Source organism: Leptolyngbya sp. AN02str (assembly GCF_050565595.1).
Taxonomy (GTDB): domain Bacteria; phylum Cyanobacteriota; class Cyanobacteriia; order Elainellales; family Elainellaceae; genus Kaiparowitsia.
On record NZ_JBNXVR010000003.1, the window covers coordinates 186,288 to 208,475 of the forward strand.

Here is a 22,188-nt window from a genome sequence, read left to right on the forward strand (position 1 = left end):
TGGCACGCCAAAAATATGAATAGCGGCTTTATCAGAATAGCTTAGACCTTCAAAATTAGAATCGCTCAACCGGACAGAAGCGAAAGCTAGACGTTGATATCTTCGGAGGTACGAGGCATACCCAGGCTGAAATTGCGCACCCGAGCCTGTAGGTTGTAGCTCACCACGCCTTCTTGTAGGAGCGATCGCACATAGTGTTCCAAGTCTGAGCCAATCCGGCGAATGGTGTAATCGGCCAATTCTGCCCCTTCGTAGGCGTCAACCAACGCTTCAAACTTTCGATAGACCAACTGAATGGCATCATCTGTCCAGTTCAGCTCGTTGTCGGGGTCAATGTCCAGTGTGAGCTGGCTAGTGCTGGGAACCAATTCGTTGTCTTCAATTGTGGCGGCAAACACCCGAATATGGCGCGTTGTGGACTTGTACATGGACATAGCTTAAGCTCACTCTTGCTAGGCATTTATGGCTATTCTACAAGTTTTGCGGAAACCAAATGCGCGCCGAGTATGGGGAATCTTGATAGATATGATGAGAATGACTGTAGCGACTCTAGTACGCCAGTTCGTACGATAGAGCTAGCCTTGAGGTGCTGAGCATCCGCTTAGTTTTGGGTACGTTGGTTGGAATCGTGAACTCCAGAATTTTGCGAGTCGACACTGGAAGCGGTTGGGTGGGCGATCGCGCTACTCTGGGGATGGAATGCTGTTAACCTTGCATGTGCCTGGTGGATTTTTCCCATGACTAGCCTGGACTCTAATCGCAACACTCCAGTCGCAAACTTTTTGCGTAAGGTTTCGCTTTTGGCGATGGGTGGGTTCATGACGGCGGGACTGGCCGTTGGGGTGGGGTTATGGCAAGGTGGCGAAACGTTTTGGGTGCGGTTGGGACAAATGGTTATTTTGGCCCAGCCCAAACCTGAGGTCGATATTCAAGCTTTGATCATTCAACAGGTGCGGGGAGCGAGCGAGCTAACGACCGCAGTGTATACCATGCAGGCGGTTGTTCCTGCTAAGCGCGATCGCACCCTGGCTGGCTATACCATTGGCACAACAACGCTGCTGTACATTGCTCATGGCGAAGTCCGTGCCGGGGTAGATTTGGCTCAGCTCACTCGCAATGATGTTGAGCGTGTGGGCGATCGCCTAGTGCTGCGGCTGCCGGCCGCCAAAATTTTGGATAGCAAAATTGATGTCAACCGCTCGCGAGTTTATGACTACGATCGGGGCTTTTTGGGGTTGGGGCCAGATGTCGCTCCCGAACTGCACCAGCTTGCCCAACAGCAAACTTTAGCAACGGTGGTACAAGCGGCCTGTGCCGATGGCATCTTACAGCAGGCAAATCAGCGGGCCGAATTGGCCGTACGACAACTTTTGACAACCGCAGGTCAGGCTAACGTTGTGGTTGAAGCAAACCCGTCTCAGTCGGCAGAGTGTACGAATACTGCCGAACCTGGGCCTCCGGGTCTGATTGAATTACCCGCTTCTCTCGAATCTCCACCCAATCCCCAGCCAAGCGTTCCAAACGCAGCGGAACCGGGCTTGGGTTAGGGATTCTCCATCCCGTTAGTGAAAGCCCATGCTGATATGCGTATTGCACATATCAACATGGGCTTCGGCGTATCCAAAACTGAGGTTAAATGGGAGAGCGATCGCCCCTTTGTTTGTTTGGGCGAGCGGGCGGAAGGGCATTGCGTTGAGCCGTACGGGTAGGAATTGTGCGATCGCGCAACGGTAACACCTTATTGGTTCCGGCACTTTCCCTCGCCACCCGAATCAGCAAAGCCGCCGAAACCAGGCTGGCAATCATAGAACTGCCGCCATAGCTAAACATAGGAAGGGGTAAGCCTGTGGTTGGCAGCGCCCCAGTGGCGACCCCAATGTTGAGCAACGACTGCCCCACCAATAGCGTAACCACTCCAATTGCCACCAGTTGGTGTACCCCTTGCTGTGCCTTCAATGCTACCCGCAACCCCACTGCGGCAAACGCGATCAACAGCGTTAACAACAGCACACCCCCAACCAATCCAAATTCTTCGGCAAACACCGAAAAGATAAAGTCGGTGAATTGAATCGGCAAATAGAACAGCTTTTGCTGCGACATGCCAAAGCCTTGTCCAAACACACCACCCGAACCTACGGCTAACAAGCTTTGGATGAGTTGGTAGCCATTTTCTGTAGGGTCAGCCCACGGATTCAAAAAAGACATAATTCGTGCCCGTTGGTACTCGCGCAGCCCTACACTAATCAGGGCTGCGAGCAACCCTGCTAGGGCGGTCCCTCCCAATTGCGTGAGGGGAATGCCCGATGCCAGTGCCATGAGCCACAGCAACATGCCGCACAGTGCGGCGGTGCTTAGGTTGGGCTGCAACAAAATGCTGACGAGTAACAGTGTAAAAATTCCTAGCCAGGTGAGGCGAGTCTCTGGCCGCAGCCGTGTCCAATGGCCAAATACGCGTGCACTCTGCAATACCAAAAACGGTTTGATCAGCTCCGAGGGCTGCAAGATAGGGAGGGGGCCAATGGCCAACCATCGAGTGGCCCCGTTGACGGTTGTTCCCAATCCTGGCACCAGGGTTAGCAAAATGAGCCCCAGCACTAGCAACATCAGCCAGTCTGAAACTCCCAAAATAAACTTCAGGGGTGAGTTCACCAAAATGCTAAAGCAGACTAACCCGGCGAGCATCCACAGCAACTGCCGCTCGACGTAGTAGAGTCCATCGCCAAAGTCGGCATCGGCGATCGCATAGGAGGCTGAAAATAAAGCCACTAACCCCACAAATAGCCATAAAAAAGTTAGCCATCGCAGCAGTCGAGCTTCAAATACCCAGTCCCGCGCGGAACTGTCCAATAACGGGAACAAGTCGCGAACTTTCACAGCACTAGCTTTTCTAGAATGAATAATTGTGGAAACTTGTGGCGATCGCTTTTGGAAACGGTCAAGCATCGCGTTGTGCATCCGCACATATCTATTCCGCACATGTGTATAACATCACCCAATGCCCATTTAAAGTTTCCTCAGCTTCAAAGCAGCCATCACCCTAGCTACCTAAACGTGCCTCAACACTAACGTAAGTTCCTCATTTAAGCGCAAATCTGAATATCTGGCTTCACGATTTCATAAAATCATCAGAGCCGAAACCAACTCCTGCTCACCGCTTCTATTAACTGCCCCTACTCACCGCCTGATGCTGCTTTAAACCTGGAAAACACAACCTCACCGCCCCATGACAGATGTGCTTTGTGCTCATGCTCTACGACCTTTAAAAAGCAAAGAAGAGGCAATTTTGCCTCTTCCGAATCGTAAATCTTATAAAGACGTCTAATCCGCTCACTTGTATTCGTAAACTGTCCCTAAATAACGTCAAGCAGTTCACGCATTGAAGCGATAAGCCTACAGGAGGCCAGCGTTTGCTCCGGGCTTCCCGGTTGCCAATTCCACCTTTACAATCTTGCCACCCATCTTTTGAATACGCTGCTGCTCACGAAACCAGCTGTCGTATGGAACAAGCTTCGTGAAGAAGGTGTTTTGCAGCTCACGCTGAGTGCGAATACGGGTTTGGCTTGGTACACAGGCCGTAATCTTGAACATCCGCATGGGTTACTCTCCTGACAGGACGGGAAGCAATATACAAAAAATCGTGAAGACCTTCGAAAAAAGGTTTTTTCCTTGCTCAATCAACACAAAGGAAATATCAAAAGCTGGGAACCTAAAGTAAATCTCAAATCGAAACTTAGTGAATCACTTCATGAAGATCGGTGCATCACCAAACAACCATCTGAAGCTTACTCCAGGCTTCCCAGTCAAAAATCGTATCGAACGCTAAGTAACAAAGGTCACAACGGCCACTGTTACCTACTCAATCAACACGTAGCCTAGCTCAAACCAGAAGAAATATAGTCGAAGTAAACGCCCATTTCCTTGCCAGCATCAGCGCCCACCAAGCTGGCGGTCACTTCTTTCATGGCTTGGATGGCTTGAACGGTAGCTGCAATGGGCACACCCAGCGAGTTGTAGGTTTCTTTCAAACCATTCAGCACGCGCTCATCCAGAATGGAAGGATCGCCTGCCAACATAGCATAGGTTGCATAGCGGAGGTAATAATCCAAGTCGCGAATGCAAGCTGCATAACGACGGGTGGTGTACATGTTGCCGCCGGGACGGGTGATATCAGAGTATAGCAGGGACTTGGCCACAGCTTCTTTTACGATGGCAGCAGAGTTTGCACCAATGCTGGTTGCTGCACGAACGCGCAGTTCACCAGTGGAGAAGTAGCCCTTGAGCTTGTCGAGAGCTGCGGAATCCAAGTACTTACCCTGAACGTCCGAAGCGTTAATAACGGCAGTAATTGCGTCTTGCATGGTCTTGCTTCCTTAAAATCGATCTTTAATCCGTTAAACGAGCATTGAGGCGAATTAGGATTCGACCTTACTGCATCGCACCGATCACGTAGTCAAAGTAGGAGCCTGCTTCAGCAGCGTCTTCTCCAGACATGAGAGAGGTCGCAACGCTCTTCATGGCGCGTACACCTTCTGCAACGCCTTCAATGGGGGTGCCCAGAGACTTGTACATTTCACGTACGCCAACGATTCCGATTTCTTCGATGGGGGTGATGTCACCAGCAACCACACCGTAGGTCACGAGGCGGAGGTAATAGTCGAGGTCGCGCAGGCAGGTAGCCGTCATTTCTTCACCGTATGCGTTGCCGCCAGGAGAAACAACGTCAGGGCGCTTTTGGAACAGTTGGTCGCCAGCTTGCTTCACGATCCGCTCGCGAGAGTCGGTCAGGATTTGAGCAATCCGCAGACGGCGCTCACCAGAGGTAACGAAGCTCTTGATGCGATCCAATTCACCTGGGCTGAGATAGCGAGCCTCAGCATCGGCATTCACGATTGACTTCGTGACAATACTCATCGATGGATTCCTCCAAAAAGCAAAATGTAACCAGATGTACTTAAAACTGGCATTCGGATTCGAACGCTGAGCCGCTAGCCAGAGCTTTTGAGACAGAATAACAGGCTCACAGCTAGCTGTGAGAACCAGAAACTCTGAGCAGTACCCCTAGAAACGGTGACGTTACTAATGGCACATGAGTATTGTGGCTCAGCTACCTTCCGCAAATATTCTGCGGCATTGTGCAGCCATTCTTAGTTTAGGTGTAACATTTCGTAACCTTGAAACTCATCTTGGGATGGGGATAGAGCTTTGGTTTGAGAAGGCCAACACACTAGTTCATCAATTTTTGCGGCTAGATGTTGCGTATGCGTAATTGATGCAGTTTCGTTCGGTATGGATGTGGTGCGATCGCCCAAAAAACTGAAGCTGCTCAAGCATGAACTCGATAGTTTGGCATAAAGTTGCAAATTGCAAAATATCAACGAGGCCAGTCTTGGTCCTTATCTTCGTTTTGGGAAAGATTGGGAATTGTGATGAGATGGCGATCGCCCTTACGCCAAATGCTTGGACTGAGTTGGACGAAATAACGGCAGAATCTCCTTTTCAGTCAGGGGTCGATGGTCACATGCCAAACGAATGACGAATCTTCTGTTCCAGATGTTACAGAGATGTCATGAATTTGATAGTCTAACTTTATTGGGTCTTAACAACGTAGAAGCGTGAACATTCAAATTGGCAGGGGCAAAGCTGCCCGCAGAGCATACGGGATTGATGAAATTGCGCTCGTTCCTGGACAGCGTACCCTTGATCCATCATTGGCAGATACCTCGTGGGAAATTGGCGGCGTGAAGCGCGAAATTCCGATTATCGCCAGTGCCATGGATGGCGTGGTCGATGTTCGCATGGCTGTCTTGTTGTCTCAAATGGGAGCTTTGGGAGTTCTGAACCTTGAGGGAATTCAGACTCGCTATGAAGATCCGAATCCAATTCTGGATAAGATCGCCTCTGTAGATAAACACGAATTTGTGCCCTTGATGCAGCAGCTCTATGCAGAGCCCATCAAGCCAGAGCTGATTGAGCGCCGCGTTCAAGAAATTAAGAGCCAAGGCGGTATTGCAGCTGTAAGCGCCACTCCGGCAGGTGCTGCGCGCTTTGGTGAGACGGTAGCCAAGGCAGGAGCCGATCTGTTCTTTGTGCAAGCTACTGTTGTCTCTACTGCTCACCTTTCCCCCGAAGCGATATCGCCCCTTGATCTGGCGGAGTTTTGTCAGCGCATGCCCATTCCCGTCATTTTGGGCAACTGCGTGACCTATGAAGTTACACTCAACCTCATGAAAGCAGGAGCCGCTGGTATTCTGGTTGGCATTGGTCCTGGTGCAGCCTGTACCTCTCGGGGTGTGCTAGGTGTGGGTGTGCCGCAGGCAACTGCCGTCGCTGATTGTGCGGCTGCCCGCGATGAGTTTTACCAAGAAACAGGAACCTACGTGCCCATCATTGCCGATGGAGGCTTGGTCACGGGAGGAGACATTTGCAAATGTATTGCCTGCGGTGCAGACGCGGTGATGATTGGTTCTCCATTTGCCAGAGCTGCCGAGGCTCCTGGACGTGGATATCACTGGGGTATGGCTACCCCTAGTCCGGTTCTGCCCCGGGGAACTCGCATTCGGGTGGGCACCACAGGGACGTTACAAGAAATCTTGAAAGGCCCTGCAAAGCTCGACGATGGTACTCACAACTTCTTGGGCGCTCTGCAAACCAGCATGGGCACCTTGGGGGCAAAGGATATTCGCGAAATGCAGCAGGTTGAAGTGATTGTTGCTCCATCCTTGCTCACCGAAGGGAAGGTCTACCAAAAAGCTCAACAGTTAGGCATGGGTAAGTAGGATGGACTGTCAAGTTACGGTGTGATAAATTTTCCGTCGCTTGACAGCCTTTCCCTCGAAAACTAATTTTAGTCCTTTACAATAAGAGAGAAGCGGAGACGTAAGTTTCCGTTCACTCCTCACACCACACTCCGCCTGGACTTTGTTCAGGCGGTTCTTCATTTATCCCCAGCCTTCTAAATTCAGTCCGGCCAAGTCAACAATACTTTAAACAGATCGCAAGCTATGGCCTAGAGGCTGAAAATACTGATGCCTCTATTCCTGACGAGCCTGGATGAACAAGAATTTCTGCTCATCTTGAGTTTCTAAACAATGCGGTCAACGCAAGCGGTGTTTTGGCTGTGGTAAGATTGCTAGGAACAATGTACGGTAAGGATTTTGAGGCATGTCAGCAGCCTTGTCGGTTACGGATTCTACCTTTAAGCAAGAAGTTTTGGAAAGCGACGTTCCAGTTCTGGTTGACTTTTGGGCTCCTTGGTGTGGCCCTTGTCGGATGGTGGCACCTGTTGTAGACGAGATCGCCGACCAGTATGTAGGTCAGGTTAAAGTTGTTAAAGTTAATACGGACGAGAATCCGAGTATCGCTAGTCAGTATGGGATTCGAAGCATCCCAACGCTCATGATTTTTAAGGGTGGTCAGCGAGTTGACATGGTTGTTGGTGCTGTTCCCAAGTCGACCCTAGCTAGCACGCTTGAAAAGCATCTATAGGCCTTCCATGGGTCTTACTGCATAAGAGCCTTGATTGTTGCAATCGATCAAGGCTTTTTCTATTGCTCTTGAATCACTTAGAATGGTTTTGCTAGATCGGAGCGGTGATAGTGGTCAATTCTTCTTCGCTTGAGTCTTTACGAACCGAAGTCAGTGCACTTTTGGATGAGCTGCCCAACATGAAGCATGGAGCGCTAATTCAGCAAGCATTGATGACGCTGGTGCAAATGGCTGAGGTGGAGGCCGATCGGCTGGATTGGAAGATTTTGGGCTCCGCGTTGCAGGATATGGAGCAGGCGTTTCGGATGTTTTATCCTTATCGCCATGTTCGTAAGATTTCAATTTTTGGCTCGGCTCGAATTGCGCCTACCGAAAAGGTTTATCAAATGGCGGTAGACTTTGCCCGGTGCGTGACGCAGCAAGGGTTTATGGTGATTACGGGCGGTGGCCCTGGAGTGATGCAGGCTGGCAACGAGGGAGCCGGCCCAGGACAATCCTTTGGCTTGAACATTCGGCTACCGTTTGAGCAGGGTTCGAACCCGTTTATTGAAGATGAGCGAAAGCTGGTCAACTTTAAATACTTTTTTACGCGCAAATTGTTCTTTTTGCGGGAAAGTGATGCGCTAGCGCTATTTCCGGGTGGGTTTGGCACGCTGGATGAGGCGTTTGAGTGTTTGACGCTGATGCAAACGGGGAAGTCGGCTCTGGTGCCGCTGGTGTTGGTGGATGCGCCGGGTGGTGACTATTGGCAAACCTGGGAGGCGTATATTCGTGGACAGCTGCTTAAGCAAGGCTTGATTCACTCGGCTGATCTGAACTTGTATACGATTACTGATCGGGTGGATGTTGCTTGTGAGGCGATCGCCAGCTTTTACCGGGTGTATCACTCTAGCCGCTATGTGGGTAAACAGTTGGTGCTTCGGCTGAACTGCGATTTGTCGGATGCCGATTTGGAGTACTTGAACGATAACTTTAGCGAAATGCTGGTGCAAGGCCGAATTGTGAAGAGTAAGGCCCTGCCACAGGAGAATGAGCCTGAGATTGCTCACTTGCCTCGCTTGGTACTAGAGTTTAACCAGCGAGATTTAGGCCTGCTGTACCAAATGATTCGGGTCATTAATAAGTTGTTGGAAGCGGATACGCCTGAAACAACTCACCCAGAACAAAAGTAAGGTGATTCTCGTTTTAAGCCATCGTGAGTGTGCAAATTAGGAATCTTCATGCTGGCTTCAGTCGGTTTTTCTGACACGGATGCAGGCTGATCGTTCAACCTACATGACTAGAACTGACGCCAGCCCATTCGACCTAGGTGTGGATGTTGTGGATAGGGCGCTTCGCACCCCATTCACAACATCCACGGGTAAGCCCTGATGACGTTATGGCAGGCCTTGGCAGAGCTGGCGCTCTTCGGGTGTGAGCTGGAGGTTGGTGGTGAGGTAGTGATTGAGGCGATCGCATCCTTGAGCCAAGAGCCGATCTAAGTCATACAAGTTTGCGGTATCCCACAAAATCACACGCTGATCCGCTCCTGCTGTCGCCAGTTGTGAGCCATCTTCGTTAAATTGCAGCGTGTTTACCCCAGCGGTATGGCCTCGCAACGTGGTCATCAATTCCCCATTCGTACTCCAAAGCTTGACGGTACCATCCTGGCTAGCGGTTGCGACTACCTGACCATTGCTGTGAAACTGCACGTGATTGACTTGGTCTGTATGTCCAGTCAGGGTGTGCAATAAACGACCATCTGGAGCCCAAAGCTTCACAAGATTGTCTTCGCTTGCAGTCGCTATTGTTTGACCATCTGGGCTAAAGGTGACGCTATGCACCCAGCCATAATGCCCCCGTAAGGTGTGGTGCAGCTGGCCATCCATACTCCAAAGCATGGCAGATTGGTCGCGTCCGCTAGATACGAGCGATCGCCCATCGGGGCTAAAGGCAAGGCTAAGGACACCGCCCGAATGCGCCTCAATCGTGCGCAACGTTTCTCCGGTTTCAATGGACCATAGGGTAACGGAACCATCTAAGCTGGCCGATGCGAGGATAGGCTGACGGGGATGAATGGCGATCGCGGTAATCGGGGCGGAGTGGGCCGTTACTTGGCGAATGAGGATTCCATCCGGTTGCCAAATGGAGAAAGTTCCATCTTGGCTACCCGTTACCCAAAAATTGCCAGCTGGGTCTGCACTCACAGCTTGAACAAGAGACGGTAGGGTATCCAGTTGACGGATGAATGTTCCGCGCGCATCCCAAAATCGTAGAATGCGATCGCTGCTTGCTGTGATCAATTGCTGACTATCGGCTATGTAGACTAATGCCTGAAATGGGGCTCGGCTCGCCTGCAAGACGGGCACAAACGTTTGCTCTAATTGCCAAACTCGCACAGAGCGATCGCTCCCACCCGAAACAAGCTGCTTGCCATCGGGGCTAAAACTCAAGCGAGTGACCGAAGCCGTATGGCCAACTAGGGTACCCATGGGGGTCCCATCGAGCCGCCAGCGATGAATGGTATGGTCGGCACTACTAGTCGCAAACGACTGACCATCCGGGTGAAACTCCACATCATGTACAGGAGTCTCATGAGCCGCCAGCGAATAGATGAACGTGCCATCCACATTCCAAAGCTGCACCGTACCATTGGCTTCACCCAATAGCAACCGTTGCCCATCGGGGCTAAATTGCACACTGGTCAGGGCCGCAGATGGGACAGGAAACGCATGCACGGCCTGTCCGCTGCTCGACCAGAGCCGAACCATGCCATCTTCGCCAGCCGAAACGATCTGTTGTCCATCTGGGCGAATGTGGAGATCCTTCACGCTGCCTTGATGGGCCATCTGTGTTGTGACGAGGGTTCCATGGAGTTGCCAGATCTTGAGTGTGCCGTCGGCCCCAGCAGTAACCAGCCCGTTGCCATCGGGGGTAAACCGAATTCGATGAATCACGCCAGGATGGGCGTCAAACTTACGAATCAGGTCTCCTCGAACTGCCCACAGCCAGACGGTGCCGTCCTCTCCCGCAGTTACAACGGTTTGGCCATCGGGGGCAACGCTGAGTGCCCTAATGGGAGTCGTTTCGTGATTTAGGGTTGTCCGCAGCCGCCCGTCCACATCCCACAGCCGAACGGTTCGGTCGGCACTGGCAGATGCAATGAAACGACCATCCGGGCTAAAAGCGGTATCCCATACCCTGCCCAAATGCCCGTCTAGATGATTTGTTTCTTGAAGCCAAAAGAGGGCTTGACGCAGCACGTCGGTTACCTGCTGCTGGAGGCCGATTTCTTGTTTAGCCCAACTCGCTTGCTGGAACAAAACGCCCGCTTCTACTGCTTCAAGCAGCGCCTCAAACCGTTGATCGGATTTGAACAGTGCGTTGGAGGCTTCGGCGAGGGCCGCAATGCGCTGTCGTTCGGCGGTGGCGCGCAGCGTTTCGGCTCCTTGTCGATGGTGTTCTGCTTGGCGATACAGCCCAAATGAACCCAAGCCCAGAATCACGGCAAAGCTGGTTGCAATGGCGGCTAAACGTAACCAAGCTTGCCGCAAACGCTGCGATCGCATCTCTTCTTCAAGGGTTGCCTGCTGCCGCCCTAGCTCTGCATTACTGGAAGCCCAGATGTACTCCTTTTGTAACTGCAAAATTTGAGGCTGCTTGCTACAACTTTGTGCCAGCCAGCGACGAGCATCTTCCAGTTCGCTACCCCGCAGCAGCAAACTTTCATCACGCTGCTTGTTATGCCACTCATTGGCTCGGACCAGCAGCCGAGTATGGGTTCGCACATAGGGCAAGTCTATATCTAGCGCATTGAGTAGCTGACGTAGCCCAATGTCAAAATCATCCGTGGGACGCAGAAAAACCCAATTAATTTTTGAAAGCTCAGCGTGTACATCCTGCGGCTGTACATCTTGACACACTAGCGGGAGGAGCCGCTTGTTGTGCTGAATCGCATGCTCTAGCTCGCGACCGCACACCTCTGAAGCAACAGAGTCAGGGCTCAGCACCATAATGAAGGTGTCTGCAACTTCGATGCCGCGCTTAATTTCTTCCCACCAATCGGTTCCAAAGGGGATGCTATCCCAATCAACCCAAACTTCGCGCCCTCGCTTTTTTAGCGTGTTGGCCAGAGTTTTGACAAAGGCTTTATTGCGGCGAGAGTAGGAAATAAAGACATTGGCCGTTTGGCTGGGCTCGTTAAGAATTTGCCAAATGTCAGTGGGCATTTGGCGATGAGACTTGTGTGCGAGCCGAAGGCAGTAGAGTTGTGAGCCATCAGGCTGTGGCTCACAGCGCACATACTTTTTTTCCAGCATTTGCTGCATCAGCGCAAGGGCTTCTGCTTCGGTCAACTTGGCATGGTTGGCCACCTCGGTCAGACCGACCGACTTGCGCCGCATCATCCATTTAATGACACGTTGCTCGGCCTCGGGTAAATAAATGAGGTCAGCAATCTGAAGTCCAGTAATATTTTGCTCACCCTGAGCAACTGATTCCGATGATTGGGTCATTGTATTTACTCCCCCCTCATCGAATTGGCTCATGCCTAAGTGGGTTCAATACTATGTTTAATGCGTTCACGCGATGCACCCTAGATGGAGTCCTGAGCGAAGGCTACTCAGTATTGACTTGTATGTTACATCCTCTGTCGTTACAGCCCAGTATCAGAAGGTGAATTTTTCTGCAACAACGTTTTAACGGTCAGTTTTGGTTAAGGGCTTTTTAAGGGTTACGCGCTGGATGACCCTCCGAAAAGCTCATTTTTGTGGGCACATTGCGATCGCAAAGATAAGTATTTTGGCTTATTTAGAGCTGACGTTTTTTACGAAAGGCTGATGAACTGTTATCAGCGGATGAATGGCCGATTAGTCGTCTGATGAGATGGGAGATGTCAGCCCAGTAAAAACGGAATGTGCGAGCACAATACCACCTCTCAACAAGTTCTTGGCAGGATGAATTCGCTGAGATGCAATGTGATAGAACGGGCTTGGATTTCCAACAGTTTTGATGGATGGGGTCTCCTGGAAGGGGTGAACAACAATTTGAAGTGCCGCGACGTAGGGTTCATGCCAAACGGATATGAACGTTCTATGCTGGGATGGGGCTTCAGAATGGAATTATGCAAATTTATTTGGACTACAGTGCCACGACTCCACCACGGGCCGAAGCGATCGCCTTGATGCAGGAGGTCATGGTGCAGCAATGGGGCAATCCATCGAGCTTACATCAGTGGGGTGAGCGAGCGGCGATCGCTGTGGAGCGGGCGCGATCGCAGGTTGCGTCATTGATTCAGGCTGAGCCGGAATCAATCATCTTTACATCGGGTGGAACCGAGGCGGATAACTTGGCGATCATGGGCGTGGCGCGGCTGTATCGCCAGCCTCAGCATCTTATTATTTCAAGCGTTGAGCACTCGGCGGTTTCAGAGCCTGCCAAGTGGCTGCAAGAACTGGGATGGCAGGTGACTCGGTTGGCGGTTGATGCGACAGGTCGAGTTGACCCGATGGATTTGCAGCGCGCCATTCAGGCAAATACGGTGCTCATTTCGGTGATTTATGGCCAGAGCGAGGTGGGAACAGTGCAACCCATTGAGGACTTGGGGGCGATCGCCCGGGAGCATCATATTTTGTTTCATACCGATGCGGTGCAGGTTGCAGGCCGTTTACCCCTAACCATGCAGCAGTTGCCAGTGGATTTGCTGTCGCTGTCTAGCCACAAGCTATATGGGCCGCAGGGGGCAGGCGCGTTGTATGTTCGGCCTGGGGTCAAGCTGCGATCGCTGTTGGAAGGAGGCGGCCAAGAGCAACGGTTGCGGTCAGGGACTCAGGCGGTTCCGGCGATCGCTGGATTTGGCATTGCGGCGGAACTGGCCGCCCAAGAGCTGGTGACCGAATCTGAGCGGCTGCGGCTGTTGCGCGATCGCTTGTTTGAGCAACTGGCCGATGTCCCAGAGCTTATTGTCACGGGCGATCGCGTGCATCGCTTGCCTCATCACGTCAGTTTTTGCTTGCGCTGCTGCGATGGTCAACAGTTCACGGGCAAAACGCTGGTGCGCCATATGAATATGGCTGGAATTGGCATTAGCTCTGGTTCTGCCTGTAATAGCGGCAAAACGGTGCCTAGCCCAACTCTACTTGCTATGGGACTGGGCGATCGCCTCGCAACCGGCGGCATCCGCCTTACTCTGGGCCACCATACCACCGCCGATGATGTTGATTGGGCTGCAACCGTGCTCAAGCAAGTGTTGGCTCGCCTATCATCAACTTGCCTTCTGTCCGTTTAACTCGGTCAGGCGAAACAGCCTCTGTGATGTCGCCCTACTCTAACCTGAGTTTTGGATAAGCTGAAGTGCCCATTTTTGCGTGCGCGTTGCGCACGCAAAAATGGGCTTTTCTGAAGTTTGCGCGCCGCGCAAACTTCAGAAAAGCCCTTAACCGAAACTGACGTTACTCTAGCCCTACCCATCTGGAGCTAGGGGAAAATCAAATTTAGGCTAAACACGATGTCGGCCGTACAGAGTGTGCGGCCGACATCGCGTTGTTCGTTCTGATTTCGCCTACAGAACTGTAGACAGGATGACTACTCTACTCGCATGCGAGCTAGGGTTGAGCCCTGGTAATAGTGAGCCAAAATTTGGCGATAATCGGCCCCTTGAGAAGCCATTCCAAAGGCTCCATATTGGCTCATGCCGATTCCATGGCCAAAGCCCCCACCGGTCACCACAAAGCCTGAAGGTGCGGCACCATTCGCACTGGCGACCTGCCCACTTTGCGGCTGAACCGTAAACAGCGAGCTACGAAGGTTCAAGGCACGGCGAATCTCATCTCCACTCAGTCGGCGTTCGCCTTCGTCTCCAATTATCCGCATGGACACAACACGACCTCGGGGAGTGAGTCGCTCTGGCTCAAAGGCAATAATATTGCCAACTCCAGTAATGCGGGCTCGCATTTGCTCAGCAGAGAAAGATTCGTTCCATTGAAAGACGGGTGCATTTTGGTCATAGTCAGGCACTGCCCGTAGATAAGGCAGTGGGCTGACCCACACATCCTCTACATTCTCGGTATGTCCGCCCGATGATGAGTGAAATACTGCGTTGATGATTTGCCCGTTGTGGGTTAGCACTTGTCCGCGGGTTTCTTGTACAGCGGCCTGGGTGCTCGCTGTTTCAACTTCAATGCCTTTGTAAACCTGCCAACGGGTTGTATCTCCCACATCAAAAACGGTGTTGGCGCTGCTTTGCCGTTGATACAGGGCGTAGGAGCGAGCCGCTACCGCCTGGGCCTTGAGCGATTCTAATGGCCAGCTGGTGGGTACTTCACTTGCCACAACGCTGTATAGGTATTCCTCTAGATCCACGTAGTTGACTGCGGTGAGGCCACCGCTGGTGGGCACCACAAAGACACGACCCCGGTACCATTTGTCGCCAATCCACACGAATCCATCGGCAGTTTTGGGTTCAATCCAGATTCCGTCTTCTTGCCACTGACCAATGGCAACTTGGCCATTTGCCGCCGATGCTTCAAATCCGCCGCTCTCTAGCTCGGTGAGGACTTGCCCATCTGCGTTTTTGAGAAGGGCATTTGATGAGCTGCCGACCTGGACTTGGCTCACATTCTCTTCAATAGCAACGCGGAGGATGAGTTGTTCTGCTGCTTGGGCGGGTGCCAATGCGATGAACCAAAACAAGAAGGTTAGCCACCAGGAGCGCTTGCTCTGTTGAACCAGCTTTTGCATGGTGCTGACGAAGTTGGAATTGCTGAAGGGGATACTCACTCGTACCTCACATGACCTGCTAATAGAGGGTTTTGGAAATGCGATGCCTTTCGAAACCTGGAGACATGCGCGGGCTCATTCGCGGACTGAGCTGGTGTGTAAAACCAGTAAACGTTCAACAGAAACTCACACAAAACTTAAATTAATATACTCCTTCTGTTGTGGTTACTTGTCATCCGGCGAGATCGCAGAGTCTTTATAAAACGACTCTGAAGTTTAAGTGCTTTATCTGATGCTTGATCTAGGAAAAGGTGCGATCGCACCTCTCTCCAATGGTCATCATGGGCGATCGCCAAGGGGACAGAACATCGCACCATTTTGGTTTGGATGGATGGATGCTGGTTACGGGAGCTGGAGTTTTGAATGTTTTGGGAGTGGGAGACCTTAAGGATGAGGTTTCAGCCAGAAGTTCAACCAATCGATTGTCGTTTATTTCTGTTGAATTGAATTTTGATGTTGGGATTTGGTTGAGCTGAAAGTTGATGACAGCGATCGCGTTCCCTTTTGTTCCAAGGTGGGTCTGCTAATTGGCCTCGTCCTAATCTTCCACATCACGCATACCGAGATGTGCCTTGGGGTAGGGTGGGATGTGAAGTCATATTGAACCGGATGACGGGGAAAGCGCTGCGGTTGATTCGCGTCGTGTGGCACCATATGGGAGTGGTGAACAAGACGTGGATAACTCATCTTGCAGATTACGTTTTTGGGAACAAGTTCGGGGGTGCCAACGCGATCGCGCAACGTGTCTAGCATTGCGGTGCGGCTGCCTCAGCGAGCCGAAGTTTGGCTGTTTGACTGTGGCGAAGGCACTCAGCATCAAATTTTGCGCAGCGATGTCAAGATTAGCCAAATCACCCGCATCTTTGTAACCCATATGCATGGCGATCATGTGTATGGGCTCATGGGTTTGTTGGCGAGTTGTGGCTTGGCTGGCAACCCATCCCGAATCGATATCTACGGCCCACCCAAGCTAGAAGAATATTTGCGGGCATGTGGTCGCTACTCGCAAACCCACTTTTCCTATCCGGTCAAAGTGCATACGGTGCAACCGGGATTAGTCTTCGAAGACAGCGAATTTTCAGTTCATTGCACGCCGCTGACTCATCGGGTCCCTGCGTTCGGCTATCGCATTTCTGAAAAAGATAAGCCCGGACGCTTTAATGTGGAGCAGGCTATGCAGATGGGAATTCCGTCTGGACCGCTGTATGGTCGCCTAAAGCGCATGGAAGTGGTGACCTTACCCGATGGTCGCGTGATTAATGGGGCTGACCTGTGTGGAGAAACTCAGATTGGCCGTAGCTTTGTGTATTGTACGGACACCATTTATTGCGACAATGCGGTGGAGCTGGCACGCAATGCGGATGTGTTGGTGCATGAGGCAACCTTTGCCCATCAAGATGCGGAGCTGGCTTACCAGCGGCTGCACTCTACCTCAACCATGGCTGCCCAAGTTGCATTAAATGCAGGGGTGAAAAAGCTGATCATGACCCACTTTAGTCCTCGCTATGCTCCTGGAAATGCAATCGAGTTTGCGGATTTGCTGAAGGAGGCGCAAGCAATTTTCCCCAATACTGTAATGGCGCACGACTTTTATACCCATGAAATTTCGCGACGTGCTGTTGAGGCGTTTGCCTCGGCATCGTGAGTTGAACCGCAGTGGGCGATCGCCCTCCCGGCCTAGTCACAAAGCCGCAGAACCAAGACGAGCTTGCTCCAAGGATTGCAAATCCCAAACCAAAAAATTGCAAAGGGAGTATTACGCGATCGGCTAAATGTTTCTCGTTTTGCGTTATCGTTGGGTGTCTCTGGCTGGAGCGATCGCCCGGTTGCGACAACTCATGACTTGGCCCATTCCTCCTCTTTCATTTCCATTGCCACCTCATCATTTCCCATCTCACTTTCGATTGCGTCGTGCTCCCATGATTGCCTCTACTGATTTGTTGTGGGCGTTGGTTGGTCTTGTGCTCACCATTGGCGGCACATTTCTTGAGGCATTTGTGATGAACCCTCCATGGGCTTGGGCTCAGAGCGGGTTGCAGGCTCACTCACTGGGCGTCAGCTACCAGATTGGCGCTGTGTTGCTAATTGCGTGTGTTGGGGGCAAAAATGCAGCAGCCATGGCTCAAATTGCTTACCTGATGCTGGGGCTGCTATGGCTTAACATTTTTTCTCAGGGGGGTGGCCTGTCTTATATTTACCGTCCGGGGTTTGGGTATCTATTGGGATTTGTGCCAGCGGCTTGGGTTTGTGGTGTGTTGGCGTTTCGGATGCGGCCCAGGTTGGAGTCTTTAGCGTTTAGCTGCTTAGCTGGATTGCTGACGGTGCATGGGATTGGCCTAGCCTACTTGGCGATCGCACACTCGTTCAAATGGCTGCAAGCTCCAGTTCAACCGCTTTGGAGTTTGGTGCAAGCTTACTCCATCAACCCCATTCCTGGGCAACTCACCATTGTGTGTGCAGTCACGGTCATTTCGTTCATCATGCGGCATCTCATGTTTTACTAGATGAGTTGTCCCATACGGGATGGGTGTACGCTCGACTCCGCTCGCCCCAACCTCCATCGTGTAATGGTCTGTTGCATTTATGAACTTAAGGAATCGCCTGCTGTGGGTGACTGCGATCGCCGGGCTTGCTGTTGATCAACTCACGAAATTCATCGTCGTTCAAAACTTTGAACTGATGGACAGTTTGCCGCTGCTGCCAGGCGTGTTTCATCTCACATTTGTCACAAACAAAGGAGCTGCCTTTAGCCTATTTAGCGAAAGCGGCGAATGGTTACGCTGGCTATCGCTGGCGGTTAGCGCTGGATTGGTCGCGCTGGCCGTGTTTGTGAATGGCTTGAACCGTTGGGAGCAGTATGGCTACGGATTCATCTTGGCAGGCGCACTTGGCAACGGTATCGATCGTTTCATGGCGGGCGAAGTCGTCGATTTCTTAGACTTTCGCCTCATTAACTTCCCCATCTTCAACTTTGCCGATGTGTTCATCAATGTTGGAATTGTATGTCTGCTCATCGCAACATTTCGCAGACCTGCGCCAACAAATGGTAATGGCAGAAACAAATAGATACGCCATTCCCAGAACATGTCATAATCATTTACATCATTTCTCATCAATTTTATTGGCCCTACAGCGATGAGTACGGAAGCGGTCGAACCAAATGTCCTAGACCGGTACGAATGTGCAGCCTGTGGCTATGTCTACGAACCTCAAAAAGGAGACAATTCCAACCAAATTCCGGCTGGGACTCCATTTGAGGAATTGCCAGAGGATTGGCGATGCCCTGTTTGTGGCGCTCGTCGGCCTCGATTTAGCAACATTGGCCCTGTTGGCAACCCATCTGGCTTCAAGGAAAACTTGGGCTATGGCTTTGGGTTCAATAGCATGACTCCCGGTCGCAAGAATCTTCTAATCTTTGGGGTGTTGGCCCTGGGGGTTCTATTTTTCTTAAGCCTGTACGGCTTACAGTAAGTTGCCTAAGATTTCCTAATTTTTCGTAATTTATGGAATGCTTAGGCGATCGCTGCTGACATTGCCACATTGATTAAACGCGAATGTACACATTTCTGAATTCACTCAAGCGAATCGTTGTCATCTTGGTTGCGGTGTTTTTTGCAAGCGGTTGCACAAAAGCATTTCTCCCTGCTACTAGCTTCAATCCCTGGGAGGTTGTACCGCTTCCTACCGATGCAACTCTTTCCGACATTGCCTTCTCGGCAGATTCGAATCATGGCTGGCTAGTGGGAAAAAACACCACCCTGCTAGAGACAAATGATGGTGGTGCAACCTGGGAATCTCGCGTCATTTCGCTCGACGATGCTCAGCCCTACACCTTTACCTCGGTTAGCTTTTCGGGAGATGAAGGATGGATTGCTGGACAGCCCAGCATTCTGCTGCATACTACCGATGGTGGCCGCTCTTGGGCGCGCATTCCCTTAAGTGATCAGCTTCCTGGTTCGCCCAACACTGTTTTGGCGTTGGGGCCGAGTGCCGCAGAAATGACAACCGATATTGGTGCAATTTACCAAACTCGGGATGGTGGCAAGTCTTGGCAGGCTATGGTGCAACAGGCGGTCGGTGTGGTCAGAAATTTGGCGCGATCGCCTGATGGGCGTTATGTTGCAGTGTCTGCACGGGGTAACTTTTATTCGACCTGGGAACCCGGACAAGAAGCGTGGGTTCAGCATAATCGCAATAGCTCTCGGCGTTTGCAGAGTATGGGCTTTAGCCCCGATGGGCATCTGTGGATTTTGGCTCGCGGTGGCCTCGTGCAGTTTGAAAATCCAGAAAACCCCGACGAGTGGACTGAACCCGTAACGCCAGAGTTCTCGACCAGCTGGGGCTTGCTTGATTTGGCTTACCGCACACCGAACGAGGTTTGGGTGTCTGGCGGTAGCGGTAACTTGCTCTACAGCTCTGATGGGGGTGCCTCCTGGCAAAAGGATCGGGCCGTTGAGGATACTCCTTCAAACTTCTACAAGATTGTCTTTGTGAATTCTGAGCAAGGCTTCATCTTGGGACAAGGTGGAACGCTGCTGCGTTATGTCGGCTCTGATGCGGCTTAACGGCGCGGGTTGGTTGTGCAATTTCTCATCTTTAAACTGATCCTGAGACGTTGCTTGTGAGTCTTTCCCTGCTCTCGTATCATTAGATTAAAGGGAAGTAAGTTTTTGTAACTGGAGGAATCTGAATGGCAGGTACTACTGGAGAACGCCCATTTTCAGACATTATTACTAGCATTCGCTATTGGGTGATTCACAGCATTACGATCCCTGCATTGTTCATTGCAGGTTGGCTATTTGTGAGCACTGGTTTGGCATACGACGTGTTTGGAACACCTCGTCCTAACGAGTACTTCTCGCAGCAGCGCCAAGAAGTTCCCATCGTGACCGATCGTCTTGATTCTAAGCAGCAAATTGACCAATTCTTGAAGTAGTTTGATATGACCAGCAATTCTCCAAATCAACCCATTTCCTATCCTATTTTTACTGTCCGTTGGTTGGCAGTGCATACTCTTGCAGTTCCCACGATCTTCTTCTTGGGGGCGATCGCGGCAATGCAGTTTATTCAACGTTAGGAGGCCGCCATGCCGATTCGTTCTACCAAAAACCCCAATAAGCAGCCTGTCGAGCTAAACCGGACATCGCTGTACCTCGGTTTGTTGCTCATTTTTACGGTTGGAATTTTGTTCTCCAGCTACTTCTTTAACTAATACTGCTTAGTTCATGAAGTTGGCAGAGAAGCTTTTTCCATAGGAAATTCTTGGTATATCTTTGTTCTTGCTGTGTTGTTAAGTTAGGAGCGCGATCATGTTGTCTGGAAGCGGAAGAATTCCCCTTTGGGTTGTCGCAACCATTGCTGGTTTGGGCGTAATTGGAATTGTTGGCTTGTTCTTTTATGGCGCTTATGCTGGTTTGGGGTCTTCTATCTAAGCGGGTCACAGCATTGAGTTTCGTCAAGCTGCTGCTGATATAACCAGCTAGAAGATTAAGTCCAAAACATTGGTGATTTAGGGGGCAATTGTTGTCCCCTAATTTTTTGTCTGGATTCGAGTTTGTTTGGATATGAGCGCGATCGCCAATGACAGTTTATTACTCCAAGTCGCTCCCCCAGTTCTGGTGCGGCGCGGCCTCAAGTAAACCTCGGCATTGATGGGAACCCTTCAAGCTCAACAAAACCATAAAGCCGTGTATCACTGTTCGCACAAACGAATTCCATACACGGCTCATGAATCTAACCCCTATCACTGGCATGACGCAAGCTAGTGGATTAATAAAACCTTTGCAGGACTTTACGCAGTTGAATGATCTTTGGAGCGCTGAACGCTCCAAAGATCATTCAACCTCCTGGTTTTTCGAATGAAATGCGTAAGTCCTACTTTGGTTAAAGCGAGATCTTAGGGAAGCAAAAGTTGGGCATCTCCCGGGCGCGGCTCTTGAGGGAGCACTTGAGTAGACCCCATACCAGGTGGCAGTGGCGAAGAGGATGGAGGCGGTTGCTCAGTTGACTGAAGAGGATCTGAAGTAGGTGCGGCAGGACGAGGCGATGACAACTGCTCGGAAGTCGTGGGGTTGTAAATTGTCACTAACGTAGTAATAAGCGCCTCGCGTTGTGGACGACTGAGAGCGGCGATCGCCGCTTGGTCCTGTTCCAAGTCCTCGACTGTATAGTTACCAATTCGGTCGTAATACTCGGGCAAAATCGTTTCATTAATGCCCAAATAATCAGCTAATGTTAGTTTCCAATCCAGCCGATGAATGGGCGATCGCGCTCTCAGGATGTGATAGCGCACCATTCGGTAAATGAACGTTGCCCGTAGGTTTTGATCGGTGGCCTGTTGCTCGTTCGGGGCCTCTAACAATTCGGGAAACTGTTCGTATACAAGCGTTGTGACTTCATCAACATTTCGAACGTACGACTGAGCTAACGCTGCGCTAGAAAGCCCCAATGTAGGAGTATATGGCCCTATCGATAGGTTGAGTTGGGCAGGCAGCCATGCGAACCCTAGCCATGTACCAACTGCGATCGCAGCATAAAGCTGCAACGATGCTGCCTTGTTCTGGCCTATCTGTTGCCGTTCTGTTGTCGTCAGCTTTGCAGACATCAGCCGCTTGCCCGTTTTCACCACCCGATTCACCTCACGCTTCAAGGCTAGCTCATCCAAAATACTGCGATGGGATTATGCAAGGGGTGCCTGTCGGCCTACTCGCCAATAATTTCGGGTTGGGTTAACTCATCCGACATTTCAATGATGGCGCGAATGACCGGCTTCATTTTGGGGTCATCCAAGCTATCAAATTCTTCGTAGCGGCGACGTTGAGCCCGGTTAGCGACTTGCACGGTAATGCGGTAGCGATTTGATGCTGCATTAATTAACTCTTCGGCTCGTCGCATCAAATGGCTTGACTCCAAAGAAGACCGCTTCAACATGCAAAAACTCCTAGTAAT

At 51.2% G+C, this 22,188-nt stretch carries 23 protein-coding genes; 14 read left to right on the forward strand and 9 right to left on the reverse strand.

The features are described from left to right. Positions 1-86 precede the first annotated feature (86 nt). Positions 87-428 carry an NAD(P)H-quinone oxidoreductase subunit M gene (locus ACQ4M4_RS03770; protein WP_430683128.1) on the reverse strand — a complete coding sequence of 114 codons (342 nt, stop codon included), beginning with the start codon at positions 426-428 and terminating at the stop codon, positions 87-89. Positions 429-737: 309 nt separating this feature from the next. On the opposite strand from ACQ4M4_RS03770, the gene ACQ4M4_RS03775 reads away from it, so the two are divergent. Further along, entirely contained in the window at positions 738-1,547 is an 810-nt protein-coding gene (locus ACQ4M4_RS03775) for a DUF4230 domain-containing protein (RefSeq protein WP_430683129.1), read from the forward strand. A gap of 85 nt (positions 1,548-1,632) precedes the next feature. On the opposite strand, the gene ACQ4M4_RS03780 is transcribed toward ACQ4M4_RS03775, so the two are convergent. The 4 genes from ACQ4M4_RS03780 to apcA all read right to left on the reverse strand — a co-directional run bounded on the left by ACQ4M4_RS03780 (position 1,633) and on the right by apcA (position 4,911). Further along, a complete protein-coding gene (locus ACQ4M4_RS03780; protein ID WP_430683130.1) occupies positions 1,633-2,943 on the reverse strand; it encodes an FtsW/RodA/SpoVE family cell cycle protein in 1,311 nt (436 codons plus the stop codon). A gap of 447 nt (positions 2,944-3,390) precedes the next feature. After that, positions 3,391-3,594: a phycobilisome linker polypeptide gene (locus ACQ4M4_RS03785; protein WP_430683131.1), complete on the reverse strand. Its 204-nt coding sequence runs from the start codon at positions 3,592-3,594 to the stop codon at positions 3,391-3,393. Positions 3,595-3,872: 278 nt separating this feature from the next. Then, complete coding sequence (gene apcB / locus ACQ4M4_RS03790; RefSeq protein ID WP_430683132.1) at positions 3,873-4,358, reverse strand: allophycocyanin subunit beta; 486 nt, start codon at positions 4,356-4,358, stop codon at positions 3,873-3,875. 67 nt (positions 4,359-4,425) lie between these two features. Then, positions 4,426-4,911 (reverse strand): allophycocyanin subunit alpha, encoded by a 486-nt coding sequence (gene apcA / locus ACQ4M4_RS03795; protein WP_430683133.1) that lies wholly within the window; start codon positions 4,909-4,911, stop codon positions 4,426-4,428. Positions 4,912-5,612: 701 nt separating this feature from the next. Between apcA and ACQ4M4_RS03800 the strand changes: the two genes are divergently transcribed. The 3 genes from ACQ4M4_RS03800 (at position 5,613) to ACQ4M4_RS03810 (ending at position 8,657) form a co-directional block, all read left to right on the forward strand. Then, on the forward strand, positions 5,613-6,776 hold the full coding sequence (locus ACQ4M4_RS03800) for a GuaB3 family IMP dehydrogenase-related protein (protein WP_430683134.1): 1,164 nt from the start codon (positions 5,613-5,615) through the stop codon (positions 6,774-6,776). A 385-nt stretch (positions 6,777-7,161) separates the two neighbouring features. Next, complete coding sequence (trxA, locus tag ACQ4M4_RS03805; protein ID WP_430683135.1) at positions 7,162-7,485, forward strand: thioredoxin; 324 nt, start codon at positions 7,162-7,164, stop codon at positions 7,483-7,485. Positions 7,486-7,595: 110 nt separating this feature from the next. Next, complete coding sequence (locus ACQ4M4_RS03810; protein WP_430683136.1) at positions 7,596-8,657, forward strand: LOG family protein; 1,062 nt, start codon at positions 7,596-7,598, stop codon at positions 8,655-8,657. 204 nt (positions 8,658-8,861) lie between these two features. On the opposite strand, the gene ACQ4M4_RS03815 is transcribed toward ACQ4M4_RS03810, so the two are convergent. Further along, positions 8,862-11,978, reverse strand: a complete 3,117-nt coding sequence (locus ACQ4M4_RS03815) for a toll/interleukin-1 receptor domain-containing protein (RefSeq protein ID WP_430683137.1) — start codon at positions 11,976-11,978, stop codon at positions 8,862-8,864. Positions 11,979-12,586: 608 nt separating this feature from the next. On the opposite strand from ACQ4M4_RS03815, the gene ACQ4M4_RS03820 reads away from it, so the two are divergent. After that, on the forward strand, positions 12,587-13,750 hold the full coding sequence (locus ACQ4M4_RS03820; RefSeq protein WP_430683138.1) for a cysteine desulfurase family protein: 1,164 nt from the start codon (positions 12,587-12,589) through the stop codon (positions 13,748-13,750). A 296-nt stretch (positions 13,751-14,046) separates the two neighbouring features. Here the strand turns inward: ACQ4M4_RS03820 and ACQ4M4_RS03825 are convergent, their stop codons facing one another. Then, positions 14,047-15,240, reverse strand: coding sequence for a SpoIID/LytB domain-containing protein (locus tag ACQ4M4_RS03825; protein ID WP_430683139.1), 1,194 nt, complete (start codon positions 15,238-15,240; stop codon positions 14,047-14,049). Positions 15,241-15,928: 688 nt separating this feature from the next. Here ACQ4M4_RS03825 and ACQ4M4_RS03830 point away from each other — a divergent pair. The 9 genes from ACQ4M4_RS03830 to ACQ4M4_RS03870 all read left to right on the forward strand — a co-directional run bounded on the left by ACQ4M4_RS03830 (position 15,929) and on the right by ACQ4M4_RS03870 (position 20,672). Next, positions 15,929-16,885 (forward strand): ribonuclease Z, encoded by a 957-nt coding sequence (locus ACQ4M4_RS03830; RefSeq protein WP_430683140.1) that lies wholly within the window; start codon positions 15,929-15,931, stop codon positions 16,883-16,885. Positions 16,886-17,012: 127 nt separating this feature from the next. After that, positions 17,013-17,744, forward strand: coding sequence for a biotin transporter BioY (locus ACQ4M4_RS03835; RefSeq protein WP_430683141.1), 732 nt, complete (start codon positions 17,013-17,015; stop codon positions 17,742-17,744). A gap of 79 nt (positions 17,745-17,823) precedes the next feature. Further along, on the forward strand, positions 17,824-18,306 hold the full coding sequence (lspA, locus tag ACQ4M4_RS03840) for a signal peptidase II (protein ID WP_430683142.1): 483 nt from the start codon (positions 17,824-17,826) through the stop codon (positions 18,304-18,306). 69 nt (positions 18,307-18,375) lie between these two features. Then, a complete protein-coding gene (locus ACQ4M4_RS03845) occupies positions 18,376-18,711 on the forward strand; it encodes a rubredoxin (RefSeq protein WP_430683143.1) in 336 nt (111 codons plus the stop codon). An 83-nt stretch (positions 18,712-18,794) separates the two neighbouring features. Then, a complete protein-coding gene (locus ACQ4M4_RS03850) occupies positions 18,795-19,805 on the forward strand; it encodes a photosynthesis system II assembly factor Ycf48 (RefSeq protein ID WP_430683144.1) in 1,011 nt (336 codons plus the stop codon). Between the two features lie 125 nt (positions 19,806-19,930). After that, entirely contained in the window at positions 19,931-20,176 is a 246-nt protein-coding gene (psbE, locus tag ACQ4M4_RS03855; protein WP_430683145.1) for a cytochrome b559 subunit alpha, read from the forward strand. Between the two features lie 6 nt (positions 20,177-20,182). After that, positions 20,183-20,317, forward strand: coding sequence for a cytochrome b559 subunit beta (gene psbF / locus ACQ4M4_RS03860; protein WP_430683146.1), 135 nt, complete (start codon positions 20,183-20,185; stop codon positions 20,315-20,317). A gap of 9 nt (positions 20,318-20,326) precedes the next feature. Further along, on the forward strand, positions 20,327-20,452 hold the full coding sequence (locus ACQ4M4_RS03865) for a photosystem II reaction center protein L (protein ID WP_430683147.1): 126 nt from the start codon (positions 20,327-20,329) through the stop codon (positions 20,450-20,452). A 97-nt stretch (positions 20,453-20,549) separates the two neighbouring features. Then, positions 20,550-20,672, forward strand: a complete 123-nt coding sequence (locus tag ACQ4M4_RS03870; protein ID WP_430683148.1) for a photosystem II reaction center protein J — start codon at positions 20,550-20,552, stop codon at positions 20,670-20,672. A gap of 464 nt (positions 20,673-21,136) precedes the next feature. Here ACQ4M4_RS03870 and ACQ4M4_RS03875 read toward each other — a convergent pair whose 3' ends face one another. Both ACQ4M4_RS03875 and ACQ4M4_RS03880 read right to left on the reverse strand, forming a co-directional pair. Then, entirely contained in the window at positions 21,137-21,904 is a 768-nt protein-coding gene (locus tag ACQ4M4_RS03875) for a hypothetical protein (protein WP_430683149.1), read from the reverse strand. A 38-nt stretch (positions 21,905-21,942) separates the two neighbouring features. Beyond that, positions 21,943-22,170 (reverse strand): DNA-directed RNA polymerase subunit omega, encoded by a 228-nt coding sequence (locus ACQ4M4_RS03880; RefSeq protein ID WP_430683150.1) that lies wholly within the window; start codon positions 22,168-22,170, stop codon positions 21,943-21,945. Positions 22,171-22,188: the final 18 nt, after the last annotated feature.